Annotated in this window: 18 protein-coding genes and 2 tRNA genes; 5 read left to right on the top strand and 15 right to left on the bottom strand. The window is 52.5% G+C overall.

All coding sequences use genetic code 11. The features are described 5' to 3' along the window. Nucleotides 1-8 precede the first annotated feature (8 nt). Both ACNRUY_RS08405 and ACNRUY_RS08400 read left to right on the top strand, forming a co-directional pair. Entirely contained in the window at nucleotides 9-650 is a 642-nt protein-coding gene (locus tag ACNRUY_RS08405; protein WP_488111207.1) for a lysophospholipid acyltransferase family protein, read from the top strand. Nucleotides 651-666: 16 nt separating this feature from the next. Continuing rightward, nucleotides 667-2,094 (top strand): rhomboid family intramembrane serine protease, encoded by a 1,428-nt coding sequence (locus tag ACNRUY_RS08400; RefSeq protein ID WP_488111206.1) that lies wholly within the window; start codon nucleotides 667-669, stop codon nucleotides 2,092-2,094. A gap of 17 nt (nucleotides 2,095-2,111) precedes the next feature. Here ACNRUY_RS08400 and ACNRUY_RS08395 read toward each other — a convergent pair whose 3' ends face one another. From ACNRUY_RS08395 to ACNRUY_RS08355, 9 genes are all read right to left on the bottom strand, one after another. Beyond that, nucleotides 2,112-3,533, bottom strand: a complete 1,422-nt coding sequence (locus ACNRUY_RS08395) for a hypothetical protein (RefSeq protein WP_488111205.1) — start codon at nucleotides 3,531-3,533, stop codon at nucleotides 2,112-2,114. 234 nt (nucleotides 3,534-3,767) lie between these two features. After that, entirely contained in the window at nucleotides 3,768-5,915 is a 2,148-nt protein-coding gene (pnp, locus tag ACNRUY_RS08390; protein ID WP_488111204.1) for a polyribonucleotide nucleotidyltransferase, read from the bottom strand. Nucleotides 5,916-6,240: 325 nt separating this feature from the next. Beyond that, nucleotides 6,241-6,510: a 30S ribosomal protein S15 gene (gene rpsO, locus ACNRUY_RS08385; RefSeq protein WP_488111203.1), complete on the bottom strand. Its 270-nt coding sequence runs from the start codon at nucleotides 6,508-6,510 to the stop codon at nucleotides 6,241-6,243. A gap of 154 nt (nucleotides 6,511-6,664) precedes the next feature. Continuing rightward, nucleotides 6,665-7,738, bottom strand: coding sequence for a tRNA pseudouridine(55) synthase TruB (gene truB, locus ACNRUY_RS08380; RefSeq protein ID WP_488111202.1), 1,074 nt, complete (start codon nucleotides 7,736-7,738; stop codon nucleotides 6,665-6,667). A 3-nt stretch (nucleotides 7,739-7,741) separates the two neighbouring features. Further along, the gene (gene rbfA / locus ACNRUY_RS08375) at nucleotides 7,742-8,164 is read right to left on the bottom strand and encodes a 30S ribosome-binding factor RbfA (RefSeq protein ID WP_488111201.1); all 423 of its coding nucleotides are present in this window, start codon (nucleotides 8,162-8,164) and stop codon (nucleotides 7,742-7,744) included. A gap of 134 nt (nucleotides 8,165-8,298) precedes the next feature. Next, complete coding sequence (infB, locus tag ACNRUY_RS08370; protein ID WP_488111200.1) at nucleotides 8,299-10,884, bottom strand: translation initiation factor IF-2; 2,586 nt, start codon at nucleotides 10,882-10,884, stop codon at nucleotides 8,299-8,301. 26 nt (nucleotides 10,885-10,910) lie between these two features. Continuing rightward, nucleotides 10,911-12,404: a transcription termination factor NusA gene (gene nusA, locus ACNRUY_RS08365; protein WP_488111199.1), complete on the bottom strand. Its 1,494-nt coding sequence runs from the start codon at nucleotides 12,402-12,404 to the stop codon at nucleotides 10,911-10,913. 89 nt (nucleotides 12,405-12,493) lie between these two features. Beyond that, nucleotides 12,494-12,952, bottom strand: coding sequence for a ribosome maturation factor RimP (rimP, locus tag ACNRUY_RS08360; protein ID WP_488111198.1), 459 nt, complete (start codon nucleotides 12,950-12,952; stop codon nucleotides 12,494-12,496). A 137-nt stretch (nucleotides 12,953-13,089) separates the two neighbouring features. Further along, a tRNA-Met gene (locus ACNRUY_RS08355) sits at nucleotides 13,090-13,166 on the bottom strand. A 404-nt stretch (nucleotides 13,167-13,570) separates the two neighbouring features. Between ACNRUY_RS08355 and ACNRUY_RS08350 the strand changes: the two genes are divergently transcribed. Both ACNRUY_RS08350 and ACNRUY_RS08345 read left to right on the top strand, forming a co-directional pair. Further along, nucleotides 13,571-14,800 carry a hypothetical protein gene (locus ACNRUY_RS08350; protein WP_488111197.1) on the top strand — a complete coding sequence of 410 codons (1,230 nt, stop codon included), beginning with the start codon at nucleotides 13,571-13,573 and terminating at the stop codon, nucleotides 14,798-14,800. Nucleotides 14,801-14,881: 81 nt separating this feature from the next. Then, complete coding sequence (locus ACNRUY_RS08345; protein WP_488111196.1) at nucleotides 14,882-15,391, top strand: hypothetical protein; 510 nt, start codon at nucleotides 14,882-14,884, stop codon at nucleotides 15,389-15,391. Between the two features lie 118 nt (nucleotides 15,392-15,509). Here the strand turns inward: ACNRUY_RS08345 and ACNRUY_RS08340 are convergent. The 4 genes from ACNRUY_RS08340 to ACNRUY_RS08325 form a co-directional block, all read right to left on the bottom strand. Then, nucleotides 15,510-15,596 (bottom strand) — tRNA-Leu (locus ACNRUY_RS08340). A 213-nt stretch (nucleotides 15,597-15,809) separates the two neighbouring features. Further along, nucleotides 15,810-16,229, bottom strand: coding sequence for a preprotein translocase subunit SecG (secG, locus tag ACNRUY_RS08335; protein WP_488111195.1), 420 nt, complete (start codon nucleotides 16,227-16,229; stop codon nucleotides 15,810-15,812). Between the two features lie 2 nt (nucleotides 16,230-16,231). After that, a complete protein-coding gene (tpiA, locus tag ACNRUY_RS08330; RefSeq protein ID WP_488111194.1) occupies nucleotides 16,232-16,978 on the bottom strand; it encodes a triose-phosphate isomerase in 747 nt (248 codons plus the stop codon). Nucleotides 16,979-17,090: 112 nt separating this feature from the next. Continuing rightward, nucleotides 17,091-18,962, bottom strand: coding sequence for a TRAP transporter permease (locus ACNRUY_RS08325; RefSeq protein WP_488111193.1), 1,872 nt, complete (start codon nucleotides 18,960-18,962; stop codon nucleotides 17,091-17,093). A gap of 628 nt (nucleotides 18,963-19,590) precedes the next feature. Between ACNRUY_RS08325 and ACNRUY_RS08320 the strand changes: the two genes are divergently transcribed. Next, nucleotides 19,591-21,837 carry an autotransporter domain-containing protein gene (locus tag ACNRUY_RS08320; RefSeq protein WP_488111192.1) on the top strand — a complete coding sequence of 749 codons (2,247 nt, stop codon included), beginning with the start codon at nucleotides 19,591-19,593 and terminating at the stop codon, nucleotides 21,835-21,837. Between the two features lie 568 nt (nucleotides 21,838-22,405). Here the strand turns inward: ACNRUY_RS08320 and ACNRUY_RS08315 are convergent. Beyond that, on the bottom strand, nucleotides 22,406-22,573 hold the full coding sequence (locus ACNRUY_RS08315; RefSeq protein WP_488111191.1) for a hypothetical protein: 168 nt from the start codon (nucleotides 22,571-22,573) through the stop codon (nucleotides 22,406-22,408). Nucleotides 22,574-22,630: 57 nt separating this feature from the next. Further along, nucleotides 22,631-22,883 (bottom strand): hypothetical protein (locus ACNRUY_RS08310; protein ID WP_488111190.1); only part of this gene is annotated, 253 nt, incomplete at its 5' end.

Below are 22,883 nucleotides of genomic sequence, written 5' to 3'. Positions count from 1 at the left end.
ATAACCGGTTGAAGCAACTGTTGGTGATTCTGGTCATCAAGCCTTTTATCTGGCTCGGATTAGGCCTGAATGTACGCAACCGCCAGAAACTTCCTGTCCAGGGTCCTGCCATTCTGGCCGCCAACCATAACAGCCACCTGGACACCGCGGTTTTGATAAGCCTTTATCCCACTGCAACAACAGGCCGGATTCGACCCGTTGCTGCCGCAGACTACTTTCTTAAAAACCGCCTGCTGGCATGGTTTTCCCTGAACGTTTTAGGCATTATCCCTCTGGACAGGAAAAGTGGACAAAAAAGAGACACTTTGTTTGAGGATTGCTGCAAGGCCATTGATCAGGGAGATATATTAATTCTGTTCCCGGAAGGAAGCCGCGGCCAGCCAGAGCAGCTCAGTCAATTAAAAAAAGGTCTGTATCACCTCCACCGGGAGCGCCCGGATACCCCAATCATCCCTGTTATCCTGCGCGGCCTCGGTCGTGCACTTCCCAGGGGAGGAAAAATGCTGGTGCCTTTTAACTGCGATGTGATTATTGGCGACCCCTTTCAGGGAGGCGAATCCCCCCAGGAATTTACAGACGAGCTGCATGAAACATTCCAGCACCTCGAAAGGCAATGCATTACATCTGTGGAAAAAAACGCTTTAAAGTAACCGGCAAGGAAAGCTTATGCTGATTGTACCTGTTGTAAAAAAGCCCAGCTGGAAGTCAGCCCCTGTTATCACGCTGCTATTAATCATCATTAACTGTGTTGTCTATTTCAGTTACCAGATTGGTGACAGCCAGCGACTGAATCAACTGATAACGGAATACCAGGAAACAGGTCTCTGGGAACTGGAGCGGCCGCTTTATATAGAGCATATGAGAAAAAACGCACCGGAGCAGTGGCGGCAAGTTTCAATCGGGACGGAAGCCGGTGAGAATCAGATGATGGTTCAGCTGCTGCACGATTTTGATTTCGAAAACCACCTTCACCAGCAGCTTCCTGAACAAGACGGGGTTACCAGAGAACAACAGCAGAAACGTAAGGAGATTGAAGCCCAGAGGGACAGCCTCAGCTATGTGGAATACGGATTCAACCCGGCCATCCCCCAGTTTCTTGACGCCTTTATCTCTATGTTTCTCCATGGAGACCTGGGACACCTTCTGGGCAACATGGTCTTCCTTGCCCTCTTTGGCTTCGCCCTGGAGCCTTTACTCGGCGCCAGGGACTACCTGCTTACCTATCTACTCACCGGTTTAGCCGCCACCGGATTATACTGGCTGGTCCAGTCTGGGGAACAGGGGTTCGGCGTGGGCGCCTCCGGGGCCATCTCTGGCCTGATGGGCGCCTATCTGGCAGCCTATGGCATGACCAGAATTCGCTTCTTTTACTGGATAGGACCCTATTTCAATTACACCAGGGCTCCCGCCCTGCTGATCTTTCCTTTATGGCTGGGAAAAGAAGTCATTGGCCAGATATTCAGCGGCGGCAACGTGAATTACTGGGCGCATATGGGGGGATTGATCAGCGGGTTATTGATCGTACTGTGTATAAAACAGGTCAGACCACTCAACTCGATAAAAGAAGCCACAGAGGAAGATGACAGGAAGCCCCATAGCCAGCTGGAACGGCTCGACCAGCTGATGGAAGGCCTTCACCAGGAACGGGCCCTGAGCCTCTGTCTTCGCCTTCTGCAACAGGAGCCCAGGTCACCTGCACTGCTCTCAAGGTATTTTCAATTGATACGGCACACCCCTGACAAGTCGTATCATCAATTGGTGCTTCGAATTATCCAGCTGCCCGATGGCCCTGAAGAAAACCAACTGGTTGAAAGAACGACCCGGTATTATTGCCAAAAACAGGGTCAGAAAAAGAGCCTGAAACTGTTAGGCAGCGGCAGGGTAACCGAGTACTGGCTGCAACGGCTCCTGAAAAATCATTCACTGGAAGCAGCCAGATTGCTTGCGGAACAAACTCTTCAGCACTCAACCCCAACCGCCAGGACCCTGCAGTTAATACAACAGCTCTCAGACCGGCTTCGCAACAACAGCCCGGAACAACACCGCAAACTGGAGAACCTACTGACTTCCGTTACAGCAACCGAACCGGTATAGACGATCGCCATGCCTCCTCAGGCGTGGGCCATAGTTCCCAACACCTCCTGAAGCTCTTTGATTTCGGGTATCAGCTTGTGCTCCGGAAACCGTCGACAGAGATACCCCAGCAGCTGGAGGGCACGGCTATCATCATCCAGCCCTTCACTGAAAACCCTGGCCGCCAGCAGATAAGCTTCAGGCAACCCCTGATAGCCGGGAAAAAGGCGATGCATATTGTGCAGCAGCCGGATGGCTTCACGGGGCTTACCGGTCTTACTCAAAGCCCGGGCCAGTCGATAACGGTCTCCAGGCTCCTCAGGCAGATAAGAAGCCACTTTCTGGCGAACGGCCAGATAAGCGTCGGCCGCATCATAATCCTTACCCAGAATCAATAGGCGCCGACTGTACTTTCGGGTAAACGCCAGCAGCTCTGCTTCCTCCCCTGCCATCACCAGCAACTGATGGTAGCGACGAAGCAGTTCTGCATTTTCAGGCTGTTCTGCCAGCACTGCGCGGAGTCTTGTGAGCGCCTCCGCTTCACGCCCCTCCCGTAATAACACAGTACTGTCAGCCAGCGCCTTTTGAACAGAATACTCTTTTTCTGTGGGGCGGGAATCCTGGTCAATATCTGCCACATACCCCAATGCATCCTGATATTGAAACAGGCAATAGCCCATCATCGAGCACATAACCAGGGAAAAATACCCCGTCAACAGCAGGGAAGCCCCCATAAAAAAACCACTGGGCTCGGAGCCCTGCTGGCTGCCAAAGAAATACCCCGGCGCGCCATAGAGAATCATCAGGAAAAAGTACAGCAGCAGATAGGGCCAGCCAATGGAAGCAATCACAAAGGTCAGCCGAAAGGGGCTCACTGCGGCAAAAACAGAGCGTTCACGGGCAAGAACCATCATCGAAGCGGGCAACGCCAGCAGAAAGAAGGCGCCAGCTCCAAGCAGCAACACCAGAGAGTTCAGTTTACTGACAAAAAAGAGCATGAAGCCCATCAAAATAAAGATTCCCATCTGTTTAAAAAACAGACTGAACCCTTCACCGGAAAACCCTTCAAGCAAGGTCGGCGGAGCCCATTCCCCTTCACTGACCCGCTCAATGACCTGAAGGGAGTACTTGGTCATGGCACAGAGCAACAGAATCGACAGGGGAAGTGCGGCGATTCCTGTATAAGGAGTGGCTACTGTCAGCGCTGAACATGCCAGAAGAAAGCCTAAAGAGCCCGGGTTCAGGGGGTAGAGAAAAAAGTCATTGATTTTCAACCAGAACGGAGTTGCCTTATTGGCAGCTCCCACAAACCTCAACTCTGCCTCGCAGAGCACACAGAGGGGGTTGCCGGCATTTTCCGGAGGCGTCGGGACACAGCAACTGCCGTATTGCTTCAGGCAGCCATCACAAACCCACTCGGCCGGTTTCTGGTGGAAATGACACAGAACAGAATCAGACATTATATCGTTCGCCTTTTATGCAACCTTCATCCCGAAGGTATCCAGATATCCCTATCAATCTAACCCCATTGATTCATTGAATCCTCTACAGGGTCAGGGCTGAAAGCGCTATCGATAATGTCATGCAAACGGCCAAAAAAAAAGACAGGCGACAAATAAATTGCCGACTGTCTTTTCTATTGATTAAACACGGCATGGGCTGCCGCGCAGGCTCAGGTGCTGAAAAGCGCTGAATTACTCAGCGGTGGCAGCAGCCTGCTGTTCCTTGATCCGGGCCACTTCCTTCAAGCTCAGCTTGATACGACCACGGTTGTCCAGATCCAGAACCACGACTTCCAGCTTCTGACCCATCTTCAGGTAATCACCCACATTCTCAACCCGGTGATCGGCGATCTGGGAAATGTGAACCAGACCATCCTGACCGGGCAGAATGTTCACAAATGCACCGAACTCGACGATACGGGTAACGGTTCCTTCGTAAATCTTGCCAATCTCCGCCTCAGCGGTCACACCGTAGACGCGGTCATAAGCGGCCTGGCAGGACTCGCTGGTTTCCGCATAAATCTTGACGGTACCATCATCGGCGATATCAACGGAGGCACCGGTCTCTTCACAGATGGAACGGATGGTCGCGCCGCCCTTGCCAATGACATCACGAATCTTGTCCTGATCAATCTTCAGGGTCATGGTCATGGGCGCATTAGGCGACAACTCACTGCGGGACTGGGCAATGACCTTGTTCATTTCTGCAAGAATGTGCAGACGGGCCTGGAGCGCCTGCTCAAGGGCGATATCCATGATCTCTTCGGTGATACCGGCAATCTTGATATCCATCTGCAGAGCAGTGATACCTTCCGCGGTTCCTGCTACCTTGAAGTCCATATCACCCAGGTGATCTTCATCACCCAGAATGTCGGTCAGAACCGCAAACTGATCACCCTCCTTTACCAGACCCATGGCGATACCCGCCACCGGCGCTTTCAGGGGAACACCTGCGTCCATCAGGGACAGAGAGGAACCACAGACAGAAGCCATGGAGCTGGAGCCATTGGATTCAGTGATTTCGGATACCACACGGATGGTGTAGGGAAACTCCTCATCGTTGGGCAGAACCGCCTGAATACCGCGACGGGCCAGACGACCATGACCAATTTCACGGCGTCCTGGAGGGCCCATACGACCACACTCTCCTACGGAATAGGAGGGGAAGTTATAGTGCAGCATGAATGGGTCGCGGGATTCCCCTTCCAGGGCATCAATGAACTGCGCATCACGGGCTGTACCCAGGGTGGTGGTTACAATAGCCTGGGTCTCACCACGGGTAAACAGGGCAGAACCGTGAGTCTTCTTCAGCATGCCCACTTCAACGGTGATCGGGCGAACCTTCTTACTGTCACGGCCATCAATACGCGGCTTGCCATTGATGATATTGCCCCGGACCACGGCTTTCTCCAGCCTGCTGAAGGCTACAGCGACATCATCAGCGGCAAACTTTCCTTCCTCTTCACCGGCCAGAACCTCTTCTGCTTCAGCGCGCAGAGCAGACAGGGTTTCATTACGCTCCTGCTTGATGGTGACCTGGTAAGCATCACGAATTTTCTGCTCGAACGCAGCGGCTACCGCTTCTTTTACCGCTACATTTTCGGCTTCAGGCTGCCAGTCCCAGGCAGGCTTACCCACTTCAGCGGCAAATTCCCGGATAGCAGCGATGGCGCCCTGATATTCCTGCTGGGCAAACAGAACCGCACCCAGCATTTCGTCTTCGGTCAGCTCCTGGGCTTCCGACTCAACCATAAGAACTGCTTCACTGGTTCCGGCAACCACCATGTCCAGCTCGGATTCCTTCAGCTTTTCAAAGGGCGGGTTCAGGATGTAGCCATCTTCTTCAGTAAAACCAACGCGGGAAGCACCGATCGGCCCGGCAAAGGGAATGCCGGAAATAGCCAGGGCAGCGGAGGTGGCGATCATGCCCAGGATGTCCGGATCATTCTTCTTGTCCACAGACATGACAGTGATCACCACCTGGACTTCATTCATGAAGCCTTTGGGGAACAGGGGGCGGATCGGACGGTCAATCAGGCGGGAAGTCAGGGTTTCTTTTTCACTGGCCTTACCTTCACGTTTCAGGAAGCCACCGGGGATTTTACCCGCAGAGTATACTTTCTCCTGATAGTGAACAGACAGGGGAAAGAAATCCTGGCCAGGCCTGGAGGACTTGGCGCCCACTACGGTGGCCAGCACCTGTAATTCACCCATGGTAGCCAGAACGGCACCGCTGGCCTGACGGGCGATTCGCCCGGTTTCCAGGGTAATGTCCTGGCCACCCAGCTGGAACGTTTTTGTTACTGCTTTTGGAGCAACGGTTGTTAAATCAAGACTCACGTTATATTCCTTCATTCAAACCAGCATTGCCCCACCCGCATCCATACTGCCACAGAGATGGATGCAATCCAGAAGCCTCTCCGGGGAATCAGACAGACCTTCACTGACCCCGGGAAAACATTATGGATTGCACCCCATGCAGGCAGCCCGCAGGCATGGGCAATTCTCTCTGACCGACTCATTGTCCGCCACCCAATACGGCAGCGTCACAGAATCAGCCTCTCAATAGCAAAACACCGCCAGCCACAGATAATGCGACTCGCGGTGCCTTGACTGCAGGAAGCAGTGCCAAAGCACCCCTTCCTGTTTTATCCGTTTCCGGTGATCAGCGACGCAGACCCAGACGCTTGATCAGAGAACGGTAACGCTCTACGTCCTTACGCTTCAGGTAGTCCAGCAGATTACGGCGCTGGTTTACCATGCGAATCAGACCACGGCGGGAATGGTGGTCCTTGTGGTTCGCCTTGAAGTGCCCCTGCAGGCCTTCAATGTTAGCGGACAGCAGAGCTACCTGAACTTCAGGAGAGCCACTGTCGCCTTCGGCGCGACCAAATTCCTTAACGATTTCAGCTTTCTTTTCGGCAGTCAAAGCCATGATAAAATCTCCACATTAATATGCATTTACATCATCCGGCGTGACCGTGCATATTTACAGCCAGCCATGAATCAAGCGACGAATTCTAACACTATGCCCGGGGTACGTCCAAGTAGGTACGCTCAAAATAAGTTTCAACCCCGGCTTCCTGCCATCAGCCTTTAATCAGACGTTTGGGCGCCACCAGGCCATCATCGGTGATTTCACCAATCCCCAGGAAGACCTCCGGACCCGACCCTTCGGAGCAACCATAAATACGGACATGGCCACTCGTGGGTGCCTGGGGTACCTGAACAGGGTTGCCCTGGGAGATATAAAAACTGCTGGCCTCGCCCAGTCTGACCTGAGGCCAGTCACTGACCGCACTGTCCAGTGGCAGCAACAATCCATCAATCACCCGGTCTCCGGCCTTGTTACGCATTCTGGCCAGCTCCCGGAAACGGGACAACTGTTCATCATCCATATTGTCACGCCCCAGGTCATCAGCGATGGATGCCAGAGCCGCAAACTCTTCAGCCTGAGCGGACTCCAGAGCCGCCTCACGCCCCTCATCCCGCATAGCGGCAAGCTCGTCCAGGGAGTAAGCCTGATGCTCAGTATAAGGACCGGCCTTAAGCCGCTTAAGTTCCGCAACATGCCCCAGGCATCCCAGAGCCTCACCAATATCCTCAACCAGGGTTCGGATATAAGTGCCCTTGCTGCAGTCCACTTCCAGCACACACTCATCACCATCAAAATCCATCAACTCAAGACGGTGAATGGTAATGGTCCGGGAAGGACGCTCCACCTCAATCCCCTCACGGGCATATTCATAGAGCGGCTTGCCATTGTGCTTCAGGGCAGAGTACATGCTGGGAATCTGATCAATCTCACCCCGGAAGCGCTGAAGAACCGCCTCCAGATCCGAGCGGGTTACAGCCACCGGGCGCTCTTCAACCACCTCTCCTTCCCGGTCACCTGTGGTGGTTCGAACCCCCATTTTCATGGTCGTCCGGTAGGACTTGTCTGAATCCAGCAGGTACTGTGAAAACTTGGTGGCCTCACCCAGGCAGATGGGCAGCACACCGGTCGCCAGAGGGTCCAGGCTGCCCGTATGGCCCGCCTTGGCCGCGTTGAAAATACGCTTGACCCGCTGCAGCACCTCGTTGGAGGAGGCACCAAACACTTTATCCACCACAATAATGCCGTCGACCGGGCGGCCGCGGCTACGTCGACTTCTTCTGGCCATGACTTACTCCTCAGCTTCCCTGTCTTTTACATCCACATTTTCGCTCTGTTCCTTTTTGGCATCATGAGCCTCAAGAGCAACCGCTTCCTCAATCAGAGAGGAAAGGTAAGCGCCCCTGCGGAGACTGTTATCAAAGTAGAAACGGAGCTGGGGTGTGAAGCGAAGCTTAATGGCCCGGGCCAACTGCGACCGGAGAAATCCGGACGCCTTGTTCAGTACTTTCAGGGATTCATCAATCTGTTCCTGGTCATCCACACCCAGGAAGGAGACATGCACGTCAGCAAAGGCCAGATCGCGACTGACCTCCACAGCACTGACCGTGACCATGCCCAGACGGGGGTCTTTCATTTCCAGCTGGATCAGCTGAGCCAGTTCCCGCTGGATCTGGTCAGCCACCCGCTGGGTGCGACTGTATTCTTTAGCCATTGGAAAGGTCTGTTCCGTAAAGCTGCATCACCCGAACCCGCTTTCGCGCATTCGGGCAACATCAGTATCGTATATATCAGAAAAGCCCGCGGACAGATCCGCGGGCTTTTTTAGTCATCAACCAACCGGAAGCATCAGAGGGTACGCTGAACCTCAATGGTCTTGTACACCTCGATCTTGTCTCCCTCTTTAACGTCGTTGTAGCTCTTAACGGCAATACCACACTCCATGCCGTTACGAACTTCATTCACGTCATCCTTGTAACGACGCAGGGATTCCAGTTCGCCTTCGTAAATAACCACGTTGTCACGCAGCACGCGGATCCGGTCATTGCGGTATACGGTACCTTCAACCACCATACAGCCTGCCACAGCGCCAAACTTCGGAGAGCGGAAGACATCACGTACTTCAGCCACACCGACAATCTCTTCGCGGGTGTCAGAGCCCAGCATACCGCCCAGAGCCTTCTTGACATCATCAATGATGTCATAGATGACGCTGTAGTAGCGCAGATCCAGCTCTTCAGCCTCGATGACCTTGCGTGCAGAAGCATCAGCTCGTACGTTAAAGCCAATCAGCACTGCGTTGGAAGCCAGGGCCAGGTTCGCGTCGGTTTCGGTGATACCACCCACACCGCCGGAAATCACCTTCACTTCCACTTCATCATTACCCTGCTCCTGCAGGGAGGCAGTCAGCGCTTCCAGAGAGCCTCGGACATCGGCCTTAAGTACGATGTTGAGAGCTTTCTTCTCTTCAGTACCCATCTTGGAGAAGACATTCTCCAGCTTGGATGCCTGCTGACGGGCAAGCTTGACTTCCCGGAACTTACCCTGACGGAACAGGGCGATTTCACGGGCCTTGCGCTCATCACGCACTACCAGCATCTCATCACCGGCATCGGGTGTACCGTCCAGACCCAGAATTTCCACAGGGATAGAAGGACCCGCTGTTTTAATGGGCTTGCCGTTTTCATCCAGCATGGCACGAACACGGCCATACTGCTGCCCGACCAGGATATTGTCACCCTGGTTCAGCTGACCACCCTGGACCAGCACAGTGGCCACAGGACCACGGCCTTTATCCAGACGGGATTCGACTACCACGCCCTTGGCCGGACCTTCATCAGGGGCTGTCAGTTCCAGGACTTCAGCCTGCAGAACCACCGCTTCAAGCAGCTCCTCAACACCCTGACCGGTCAGAGCAGAAACCGGCATGAACTGGGTGTCACCACCCCATTCTTCTGGAATAACGTCCCGGGCTGCCAGTTCATTCTTGACGCGATCTGGATCAGCGTCTTCCTTATCCATCTTGTTGACCGCGACCACAATCGGCACTCCAGCAGCCTTGGCATGCTGAACCGCTTCTTCGGTCTGAGGCATCACACCGTCGTCAGCCGCCACTACCAGAATAACGATGTCAGTTGCCTGGGCACCACGGGCACGCATGGCCGTAAACGCCGCGTGTCCAGGAGTATCCAGGAAGGACACCATGCCCCGGTCTGTCTGCACATGATAGGCACCAATGTGCTGGGTAATACCGCCAGCTTCACCGGCCTGGACACGACTCTTGCGGATGTAATCCAGAAGAGAGGTCTTACCATGGTCAACGTGTCCCATCACCGTGACCACTGGAGCACGAGGCTTCTCTTCGTAAGCCGTCTCTTCCAGCTGATCATCCACCAGGGTGTCTTCGATGTCGTCCGCCTTGGTCAGCTTGTACTTGTGGCCCATTTCCTCGACCACAATACCGGCGGTTTCCTGATCGATGACCTGGTTAATGGTCACCATGGAACCCATCTTGAACATCACCTTGATGACGTCTGCGGCCTTGATCGCCATCTTGTTGGCCAGCTCAGCCACCGTAATGGTTTCCGGAATGGATACCTCACGAATCACCGGCGCCGTTGGCTTGGTGAAACCGTGAGCCGCCATAGACTCTGGAGCAATAGTACGTGACTGCTTGCGACCACCACGACGATCATCACGACGACCATCACCACGGCCACGACGATCACCGGGACGGCGGGAACGCTCATCATCGCCGTTGCGACGATCCTTGCCCTTGGCCCGCTTGTTACGGCTCTTGCGATCATCCGCCGGCGGAGGAGGCGGTGCATCCCCAAAGGAAGGCGCAGCTGCAGGCCTTGGCCCGCGATCACCACCGGGTCTTGGACCACGATCACCACCCGGTCTTGGACCACGATCACCGCCCGGTCTTGGACCACGATCACCACCAGGACGTGCATTGCGATCACTTCCTGGACGGGAGCCACGGTCATCCCGGCGCTGTCCACCACGATCATCACGACGCTGGCCGCCCCGGTCATCCCGGCGCTGCCCGCGGTCATCCTGACGGGCTTCACGACGCTCGCCGCCTTTGCCTTCAGCCGCCTTTGGCTGATCTTCGGTTGCTTCGCGCTTAACGTAAGTCCGCTTCTTGCGCACCTCTACGTTAACCACTTTATTCTTGCCGGAGCTACCACCAGCAACCTTCATGCGGCTGACCGTTTTACGCTTCAGCGTAATCTTGGTCGGTTCGGAACCTTTACCAGCATCACCATGAGTTTTTTTCAGGTGGGCCAGCAGCTGCTGCTTTTCAGCATCCGACACGGATTCCTTGGGGTTGCTTTTATCCAACCCGGCGTCTTTCATCTGTTGCAACAACCGCTCGACTGGAGCGCCGACCACTGCCGCGAGTTGCTCTACGGTTACTTCTGCCATTAACACTTCTCCTCTCAGTGGCCCGCTCAGTTACCCGCTTCCTCGAACCAGGGTTTACGCGCTGTCATGATCAGCTCACCAGCCTTTTCTTCATTCATGCCTTCAATGTCCAGAAGGTCATCAATGGACTGCTCCGCCAGATCTTCCATCGTAACAACCCCCTTGCTGGCCAGTTCGAAAGCCAGGTGCTGCTCCATTCCCTCCATATTAAGGAGGTCATCGGCAGGCTGAACGTTGTCGAGTTTCTCTTCCTGGGCAATGGCCTGGGTCAAGAGTTTATCCTTGGCCCGCGTACGTAATTGTTCGACGATCTCTTCATCAATGCCATCAATTGCCAGCATCTCTTCAAGAGGAACGTAAGCGATCTCCTCCATGGAGGTGAACCCTTCCTCCACCAGCAACTCAGCCAGGTCTGTATCGATATCCAGTTTTTCAATAAAGCTCTGAACCACACGCCCCGCTTCCTGCTCCTGCTTGGCAGCAGCGTCTTCTTCGGTCATGACGTTCAGGGTCCAGCCGGTCAGCTCACTGGCCAGGCGTACATTCTGCCCACCCCGGCCAATGGCCTGGGCCAGATTGTCTTCGCTGACGGCGATGTCCATGGTGCCTTTGTCTTCATCAACGACAATAGAGGCAACCTCTGCAGGCTGCATGGCATTGATGACGTACTGAACCGGGTTTTCGTCGTACAGCACGATATCAACCCGCTCATTACCGAGTTCACCAGACACCGCCTGCACCCGTGCACCACGCATACCTACGCAGGCACCTACCGGATCAATCCGGCCATCGTTGGTTTTCACCGCAATCTTTGCCCGGGAACCGGGATCACGAGCTGCGCCCTTGACCTCAATGACTTCTTCAGAGATCTCGGGTACTTCAATCCGGAACAGTTCAATCAACATCTCCGGTGCCGTTCTGGACAGCATCAGCTGAGGGCCACGCCCTTCTGCACTGATTTCATTCAACAGGGCACGAACATGAGCGCCCACTCTGAAGTTTTCACGAGGCAGAGTACTGTCTTTTTTCAAAACGGCTTCAGCATTATTGCCCAGATCAACAATAATACTGTCACGGGTGGTCTTCTTGACCGTACCGGAAATCAGGTCGCCCATCTTGTCACGATAAAGCTCAACCATCTGCACCCGTTCAGCTTCACGAACTTTCTGGACAATCACCTGTTTGGCAGTTTGCGCGGCGATGCGCCCGAAGCCAACAGACTCCACTGGCTCTTCCCACACGCCACCGATTTCCAGGGACTCATCCTTTTCCTTACCCTCATCCAGGGTCAGGTGCATACCAGGGAACTCAAAGTCTTCATCAGCAACCACGGTCCAGCAACGGAAAGTATCATACTCGCCGCTCGCCCGGTCGATCGCTACCCGGATATCCACTTCGGTTTCATACCGTTTCTTGGTCGCAGTCGCCAGTGCGGTTTCCAGCGCCTCGAAGATCACTCCGGGCGGTACTCCCTTCTCATTGGATACGGACTCTACGACCAACAGAATCTCTTTACTCATGCTCTGCCTCGCCTATGCTGAACCAGTCCTTGCCTATGCCAACACATCCCTGGCTGCTAACCGGGACGTCCGCCCGGCCTGAAAACAATTCAGTCGAACTGTGGTATCACCTGAGCCTTCTCGATGCTGTCGAGAGGCAGCAGGAACTCATGGCCATCGGCCTCTATAACAACATCCTGGTCTTCAATGCCCTTGATTAATCCCCGGTATTTACGACGCCCTTCAAAGGGTACGCGGAGACGGACATTGGCCATTGCTCCCGCCATGGCCTGGTACTGCTCAAGCCTGAACAGCGGCCTGTCCAACCCCGGCGAAGACACCTCCAGGGTGTATTCGTCGGTAATGGGATCTTCCACATCCAGGACAGCACTGACCTGACGACTTACTTTTTCACAGTCTTCCAGGGAAATACCGCTCTCGGAGTCGATGTAGACCCTGAGCAGCGACTGTCGTCCCCGGGAGACAAACTCCACTCCCCAGAGACTGTAATCAAGCGATGTAACTATCGGCTCGATGATCGCCTCCAGTTGCGACTGTTTACCTGCCACGACTGAATACCTGCAGTAAAAACAAAAAAAGGGCTATAAAGCCCCATGTATTTGCAGGATGACCAACCACAGCCAGCCATCCAACAGAAATTACGCTACCTAATAAAAAACCCCTCAACGGGGGTTTTTCAGGGGGTTGGTAGCGGGGGCTGGATTCGAACCAACGACCTTCGGGTTATGAGCCCGACGAGCTACCAGGCTGCTCCACCCCGCATCAAAGTGTTAATCAGTATACTGCCGCATGGCTCACCTGACAACTTCTCCCCAATCTCTTTAAGAGATATCTTTCACTGCATCTACAGCTGGATTTCATCTCCGCTGCAAACGCTCTTGATTACCTGCAGCCTAAACGCCTGCAAGAATTTCAACAACTTACCTTCCGTCAACCGGAAGACATTATCCACTCTTTTCCCCCATTGTCAACCAGCAGCCCAGCCAGAAAACAACAACACCCCAACCAAGGCAATCGTCGCCCACAGCCTGAATCGATACCTTTGTCTTATTTAAGACACTCCGTCGACACAGTAATATCTGCATCATTAAAACCAGCTCAGAGACGGGCGCCACCGGGGACCGGAGGCAAAAACAACCATTCAGCAGATAAGGAAGTCGCTGACTATGCCAGGATTTATCTCAGACCAATACAGTCATTTACAGTGCGTAATTCCTTCAGCGGAACACCCTAGCCCGGGCTCGCCAGACAAACTCCAGCGCTCTCAATCCCTTGACAGCTACCACAGGGCCACTCCTGAAAAACTGCCCAACTCCACCAAGAGTGAAAAAACACCCCTGACCGCAAGAACCGTCAGCACCCAGACCGAGCCGACCCTGGATGAACTGGAGGCCAACCTGGAGGTAACCTCAACACCAGAAAGCAGAAGCACAACACTGACCTATGAAAACGAAACCACCACACAAACAAAAAACAGTCGCGCCAGAAAAAAGAGAGCAACAGCTTTACCCCCCCTTCAGGCACTCGCCCCAAAGCGCGACCACACCAGCGTCAGCATGCCAGACTTGCGCCCGCTCAACCGCGAGAACGGTCACCCTTCCATCATCACCTCAAGCCAGTCCATGGATAGCGGATTTCACAGCAGCCACTCCATCCATATTCCCATGCCACCCATCACAGACCACAACCCCATGAGCAGCAGAGACAACGATACTCTCATCATGGCCTTGACCCGACAGGTCAGCAACCTTATAGAGCAGACTCATGGCGCCATTACCCCTGACGCCATGGTTAAATTTTTTGAAGGACTATCCGGCGACACCGAACTGGAAAAAACAAGCCCGCTGACCCAGGCCGACGTCATCAAAGTCGTACTAAAGAGAGTTGTCCGGCATGCCGCTTTCGGCACCGTCGGCGCCGACTTTGCGGTTTACCTGGGCTACGCCACACCCGCATGGATCCTCATCCTTGCCCTGGCCGCAGCCGGAACCATCGAAGCACTCTACAAGTGCGGAAAAAAGCTGGACGAAGAACAAATCAACCAGGAAATTAATTGCGTTTTTCAGGCCATCAGCAAAGCGGTATACAAAATCCTAAAAAAACCAGCCGAAGGCGTATCCAGCCCTCTTATGGAATTACTACAAAGCACGTATTTTGCCAGCTCTGTCACCGGAACAGCCTGCACAATTATCGCCGACGTTCTGGCTCACCTAGCCGCATCACTAGCACCATCGGCAACCGTTCTTACCAACCTGTTCTGCCCCGCCATACTGGCCATGGGCACCACCATCGGCGCACTGTCCGCCATCATGCCAAAAGTGGCAGATTATGCTGCCCGGTCAAGCCTCATAAGCCAACCTGAACAGCCCGTGAAAAAAAGCGAACAATGGGTTTAACCCCCCGCCCCGCCCAACCCAGGAACAAAGTTTTTTTTCTGCTGTCAAACACCCAACCAAAAGCCACCCAAAGCACCAAAAATGCACCCACTTATACCTGCAATCACTTTTCCCTCAACACACAGACAGAAAGAGACCAGCCCCGCAACAAGACCAACGCACCAGGGGTACAGCATTAAAAAAGTAGAGCCACACCGATTTCTTAATATCACCTTTCCGTGTCAGACAAAAAAAGCCCTACTCAGAAACAAAACCATTGAAGCCATTCAGAACAGCAGCACGCTTGAAGTTATGATCAGACATTTACAGGCAAGGTATAACGTAGAATTAGACATCATTATCATTTTTCTCGATCTCATCGCCGCCTTCGGATTCTTGATAGCACTCCCCTCACTTTCGTTAATCACTCCACTCTATTTCATCCAGGGGGGAATCTACATCGCAAACCTGATTCGAGACCTGGAAACGCAAACCATTTCCCACAACTTTCTAAAAGACCAACTTTCAAGTGAACAACTTGAAAATATTAAACACCAGAACTGCTGGCTGATTAACAAAAAGCGCATTAAAGAATTAGCGGACAAGATATAGAGAAAGGCAATACAACCAGACAGGCAGACACAAAAAAAGCCAACAAAATGTCGGCTTTTTTTGAGAACAACTGATCAACTCAACATTAAGATTCCAGTCATTCAAAATGAGAGTAATTTGGTGCCGAAGGCGGGACTTGAACCCGCACGACCTAACGGTCACTGCCCCCTCAAGACAGCGTGTCTACCAATTCCACCACTTCGGCTTTTGCTGCCAGCAACCCTGACAGCGAGGGTATTTTTACTATAAAAGCGCGACCACTTCCACACTTTTATTCAGGGTTTGACCAAGGCTATAAATCACCTGACTCAAACCCTCTTCAGTAGACTTCTACTGACGTTTAAGGTTGAACCTTAAACTCTATTCCCAAAGAAATCAACTTCAGAAAAGAAACCTTCCAACAACCACATTAACAGCGTTATTCAGAAGTCTTCTCAACACCTTCAGACAACTCTGAAGCACTGCCTTCAACGGGCTGCGACTCTAACACAGGCGCATCACTATCGGTAGTGCTTTCCAGCGAATCCACCGAAAAAGGCGCATCATTGGCCGGTACAACCTGTTCAACAGGAACCGTTGGCAAACCAACCTCTGTCACTGAGTCCGCTTTCTGCCGCGCCATCACCGCCAGACCAAAGCTGGTAAGAAAAAACACGGTCGCCAGAATAGCCGTTGTACGACTTAGAAAGTTCGCCGACCCCTGACTCCCAAACACCGTCTGGGAGGCACCAGAACCAAAGCTGGCACCCGTCTCTGCACCTTTGCCCTGCTGCAGCATGATCAAACCGATCACAGCCGCAGCCACCAGCACGTGCACAATAAGAATAATGGTTTCCATTACTATCCCGCAGCGTGACAAATCGCCTTAAAGTCTTCAGCGACCAGCGAGGCTCCACCAATCAGACCACCATCCACATCGGACTGGGCCATTAGCTCTGCCGCGTTTGCCGCCTTCATGCTACCACCATACAGAATTCGAGTCCTGTCCGCCATGGCCTGATCGTCACCCGCCAACAACGCGCGGATTTCAGCATGTACTTCCTGCGCCTGCTCAGGGGTCGCAGTCAAACCGGTGCCAATAGCCCACACCGGTTCGTAGGCAATTACAAAATTAGCCAGACGCTCCGGACCTGCAGCCCGCAGCACAGTATTAATCTGTTCAGCCACCACTTTCATGGTACTGCCAGATTCACGCTCTTCCAGGGTTTCACCGACACAAAGGACCGGCACCAACCCCTGATCAACCAGAGCGCAGAATTTCGCCGCCACATCCGCATCACATTCACCGTAAAGGGAGCGACGCTCGGAGTGACCAATCAACACGTATTCGCAACCAAGATCCTTTGCCATCAGCGGTGAGATCTCACCGGTGTAAGCACCAGAAAGCTTATCGGAAGCATTCTGCACGCCAAACCTGATAGAAGATCCCTTCAGCAGATCACTGACTTGCTGAACATAAATCGACGGCGGGAAAACGAGCACTTCAGCCTTAGTTTCAAGCCCTGTCAGGAGCCCATCAACCAGCTCACGGACACTTTCCGAAGAACCGTTCATTTTCCAGTTGCCGGCTACCAATGGCTGACGCATACCGCTTACCTCCTAGATCGCGAGGCCGGAATACTAACCCAGAAGTCTGCAACATACAACTTAAGACTCCGCACAAGCATCCCTTTTAAATCGGCACATCCTATAGGCCGGGTTATCTCCTGATCAATCCTCTGGTGCCTGCTCGCCACTGGCTGATAACCACATACACCACGCCTGAAATGCCAACGACGCTGGTACTGTGTGGGTCAAACAAAAGCAACGGTACACAACTCAAAGCCAACCCTCTCTCCAGCATGGACAAAGGCTTCATAAGATAGCCTTCTACCGCAACCGCTATGGCCAGAATAATAGCCAGAGTCCGGGCAATGGCAATTATCAGGGCCAGCCACTCACCTTCGGTATAGACCAGCCCCGTATACGCCATCATCACTGGAATAACAAACAATCCGGCGGCCAGTTTGAAAGCCTCCACCGACGAACCGACCGGGCTTGCATTGGCCACCCCGGCTCCGGCAAAGGCAGCCAGAGCAACCGGCGGAGTTACATTGGATGTCTGGGATAACCAGAAGACCATAAGGTGTGCCGTCAGAAGCGGCAGACCGAACTCTCCCAGCAGCGGCACTGCCATCACCGCCAGTACAATATAGGCTGCAGTCACGGGCAACCCCATTCCCAGCACCAACGCCACCAGGGCAATCAGAACAATCACGGTAAAGAGATAACCACCGGAAAGCGCCGTGACAAACTGAGTAAACTGAAGGCCGATTCCCGTCTGCCCCACCACTCCGACAATGACACCGGCACAGCCACAGGCAATAGAGATCGGCAGGGACAGCAGGGCGCCATTTTTCATGCCCTGAATGATTTTCCGGATTCCCATTCGACTGTGCCGCCTTAACGCAGCGGTTAACAGGATCGCTCCACAACCAGCAACCCCCACCAGCAATGGCGAGTACCCTGTCATCAACAAAGTGGTAATCAGCATCAGGGGCATCAGATAGTGGGAGCCATTTTTCATCACAGCCCACACCGCCTCGGTCCGACTGGCCACGGGAAGATTCAACTTGCAGGCCATCAGGTGCACATAAATCAATGTGCATATAAAGTACAGTAGCGCCGGAGCAATGGAAGCCAGCATAATGTCGCTGTAAGGAATACCGGTGAACTGGGCCATTACAAAAGCACCAGCCCCCATAATGGGTGGCATGATCTGCCCCCCTGTGGATGCGGCCGCTTCTATGCCCGCCGCCTGTTCCGGCCGATATCCCAGCTTTTTCATCATGGGGATGGTGATAGCACCGGTGGTGACCGTATTGGCTATAGCCGACCCGGAAATAGAACCCAGCCCCGCTGAAGCAACCACAGCCGCCTTGGCTGGCCCACCCCGATACCGACCGGCAATAGCAAAAGCAAGGTCAATAAAAAACTTTCCGGCGCCACTGACTTCGAGAAATGCCCCAAACAAAACAAATACAAAAACAGTGGTGGCAGCAATGCCCAGTGCAGAGCCGAAAACCCCATTGCTGGAGAATATCTGGAACTGAATCAACTCTTGCAGGCTATAGGTTTTGGTCGCCAGGGCCCCCGGCAACAAATCACCAAAAGCACTGTAAGCCAGAAAGCTCGCGGCAATGAACACCATCACCCAGCCAACCGACCGTCGACAGGCTTCCAACATCAACCCGAGCAGAACAATTCCGGCAGCCAGATCCAGGGGCTCCAGACCATAAAGCAGATAGTTAATATCGTTGTAATCAAAACGGAGCATTCGATAAGCAGCAGCCACCACCGCTGTACATAGCAACAAATCCACTACCCGGCCCTCCAGGTACAGGGGATGGTTACTGTTTTTGATCGTGGGGTAATAGAGAAAGGCCAGCACCATTACCCAGGACAGGTGCACCGGCCGGAAATAGGTGGCTGAGAGAGTCGACGTAACTCCCTGCCATAGCTGGAAACCAGAAAGAGAAACCGCCAGAAGCAAAATCCCCACTCCAAACCAACGTACAACCGACTCTTTCATCAAAGCCCCCTTCGTTCGTTTTTTTATTCTTCACTGCTGCCCCTGAGCCAGTTGAGTGCATCCAGACGACTGACAACAGCAATATCGTCTTTCCCTGACATACCCTGAAAATTGCTCCCCGGCTTTGGCATCCTGCGTCGCTCTATCTCCCACATCCATGTAGTCGTGCATTTTCAGGATACAGTACATCCCTGTACATACCCCGGGAATTGCTCCATGCATTCCCAGGATACAATACATCCCTGTACATATTAACTGATGGAGCTTTTGTTTTGCACGATAGTGCATTATTAAAAATAGAAAACCAGTCATCCTTCAATGTGAGACATTTTTACACAGGGGGAAAATAGTACTTAAGTACAATAAACAAACTTTGCTCTCCAATAAATGAGCAGACAACGCCTGACGGACAATTCATCATCATAAAAACCGATCCCCCCAAAAAAAAATCTCCAGGTAAAAAATAAAAGATCAATCAAAAAACAAATTGAATAGTTTTTTCAACCTTCATTTCATCAACAGAGAACTAAATAAGAAAACGACTGTCTGAGACGGAGTTCCCAGTTAAATAAACCAACAGGAAATGGAAATGAAAAAAACCAACAACCCTTTATTTCAGAAAAAAACAATGGCTGCAGCAATTAGTACTTTTGTTTTAATTGGTACTGTTCAAGCAGGTCAACCTTCTGCTTCAACCGGTATCGGCAGCTATGAAAACGGATTGGCTTATGTGGAAGCTGAAAACATGGCTCGCAATGCCAAGCCTGTCCAGCAACCTGTTGGCCCTCAGCCTTCTGCCTCAGCCGGCATTGCCAGCTATGAAAACGGATTGGCTTATGTGGAAGCTGAAAACATGGCTCGCAATGCCAAGCCTGTCCAGCAACCTGTTGGCCCTCAGCCTTCTGCCTCAGCCGGTATTGCCAGCTATGAAAATGGATTGGCTTATGTGGAAGCTGAAAACATGGCTCGCAATGCCAAGCCTGTCCAGCAACCTGCTGGCCCTCAGCCTTCTGCCTCAGCCGGTATTGCCAGCTATGAAAATGGATTGGCTTATGTGGAAGCTGAAAACATGGCTCGCGAAGCTAAACCTGCCCAGCAACCTGCTGGCCCTCAGCCTTCTGCTTCAGCCGGCATTGCCAGCTATGAAAACGGATTGGCTTATGTGGAAGCTGAAAACACGACTCACAATGCCAAGCCTGTCCAGCAACCTGTAAGTCCTATGCCTTCTGCTTCAGCCGGCATTGCCAGCTATGAAAACGGATTGGCTTATGTGGAAGCTGAAAACACGGCTCACAATGCTAAACCTGCCCAGCAACCTGTTGGCCCTCAGCCTTCTGCTTCAGCCGGCATTGCCAGCTATGAAAATGGATTGGCTTATGTAGAAGCTGAAAAAATGGCTAACAGCGCTAAGCTTATGCAACAAAAAGACACCGTTAAAGGTGACAATTTTTTCATGTTCGGCTCAAGCAGTGATGAAGAGCTGAAAAAAGAACAAAAAGCTCATCGCAAACAGGTCAGAGACGCCGAAATGCGTATACGCCAAAAGGACACTGTCAAAGGTGATGACTTTTTCATGTTCGACTCAAGCAGTGATGAAGAGCTGAAAAAAGAGCAGAAAGCTCATCGCAAGCAGGTCAAAGACGCCGAAATGCGTATACGCCAAAAGGACACTGTCAAAGGTGATGACTTTTTCATGTTCGACTCAAGCAGTGATGAAGAGTTGAAAGAAGAGCAAAAAGCTCACCGTAGGGCAGCCAAGGAAGAAGCACGCTTGTACCTAAGTAAGGAAAAAGAAAAAAAACTCACCCTAGAATCCCATAAGCCTTTATCAAAAGGTTCTACCAAACAGGTTACCTCATTCCAAAACGCTACCGCCCAGACTCAACTACAAAGCGCCATTGGCTTTACAAGTCACCATTATATGGCGATGAATACTATAAACGGTGGTAGAAAAATGATGGACGGAGCCGTCAGTCTGAATGACATCGGCGCTGATGAAATGTCGGCCTCTACCAGTGCTTCTGGTGGCAAGGTGCATGTCCAGCAGGGTGGCGTCTATACCTACGGCCAGATTTACGGACTGAGGTCCAACCAGGGCCAGACCGACGATATCATCGGCTTCAACACCAATGGCTTTGGTCTTGAAGTGGGTCTGTTCAAACAAGTGGAAAGTGACTGGTCCTTCGGAATGATGATGGGCATGCAGAAACTGAACACAGGGTTTGACGCCTCTCAGGACAAGCAGAAAGCCAGTAACTTCCGCTTCGGTCCTTTTGTTTCTTTCAACAAGGATCAACTGCACCTTAACGCCCTGCTGACTTATGGCTGGACGGATTTTGACAACACCCGTCATGATCTGACCAGCAAGAGCGCTCTTTCCTCCAGCCCGAAATCCAAGGAACTGACCGCCTACGGCTCAATTGGCTATGACATTCCTCTGGATAAGGTCAACACCGGCCTGGTACTCACCCCCAATGTTGAGCTGCTGTACCTTTCAAGCAACCTGGACGGTTATACCGAAGAAGGCAACAATGGCTTGAAGGTTGAGAAACAGAGCCGGACTGACATGGTGGCCAGAGCAGGCATGCAGGCCCGCTACTCCCTGCTGGATCATCAACACCCACAGGAACTCCGTGCCGGTCTTGGTTATCAGCACAACTTCCTGGACGACAAGCCCCTTCAGGTGAGTACGGCGGGTCAAAGCAGCCTGCAGGTGCTCAAAACGGGAAGCCAGGGTAAAAATGCGGCCTATTACAGCGCCGGTTATTCGGTCATGCTGGCAGACGACAAAAGCCTGAGCTTTGACTACATGGGAGCCACCGGCAAAAAGAGCCAGTCTCATGCCCTGGCCCTGACCTATGAAATGAAGTTCTGACGTTTTCTGTCTGTAACGCTTCATTAAAAAAAGGCCGCACACAACAGTGCGGCCTTCATTTTTTATAAAGGACACTTTGATAAAAAAATATTGTGTAATTCAGTTTTTCAAACTCTCCTCCTCCAACCAGCTTTCAATCAATTTTCCTGAGAACGAACTATTCAAAAAAAAAACTGTCTTAGTCCGAGTCCCAAATCAATAGATCAACAGGAAATGGAAATGAAACAAACCATAACCTCTTCATTCAAGAAAAATAAACTAGCTCTTTCAATTAGTACCATTGTATTACTTGGTACTGTTCAAGCAACATCAGCCGATTCAAAAATCCCCCAGACTATTGAACCGCATAATGTGGGCAATAAAACGGAGCAAGTTACTCAGAAAAATACTGAAACCCACTCTAAAATAATTACCGAACCGGTTAAGTCCACAGGATCACCCTATCCATTAAAACAGAACACTCTTCCTACACCTCTTAAACCACCTGTGCCAACCACGATCCAATCAGATCAAACGCCTTTAAGCAAAAGCCCAACAACTACGACAGTGACAGAACAAAATCAGCCGGTTAGCCAGCAAGCCGGTTCTCATCAAACACAACCGGTTGCGGGTCATCAATCCCATACCCCTGTTTCCACTCAAAGGGTTCAACCGCCGGTGACTCCTGCCTCCCAGACTCAACCGGTTGCGGGTCATCAAACCCATACCCCTGTTTCCACTCAAAGAGTTCAACCACCGGTGACTCCAGCCACCCAGACTCAACCGGTTGCGGGTCATCAAACCCATACCCCTGTTACCACTCAAAGGGTTCAACCACCGGTGACTCCAGCCACCCAGACTCAACCGGTTGCGGGTCATCAATCCCATACCCCTGTTTCCACTCAAAGGGTTCAACCGCCGGTGACTCCAGCCACCCAGGCACAACCGGTTGCGGGTCATCAATCCCATACCCCTGTTTCCACTCAAAGGGTTCAACCGCCGGTGACTCCTGCCTCCCAGACTCAACCGGTTGCGGGTCATCAAACCCATACCCCTGTTTCCACTCA

It is taken from the genome of Endozoicomonas sp. Z74, assembly GCF_057680865.1.
Note: the sequence above shows the minus strand (reverse complement) of the source record. Positions and strands in the feature narration are given on the sequence as shown.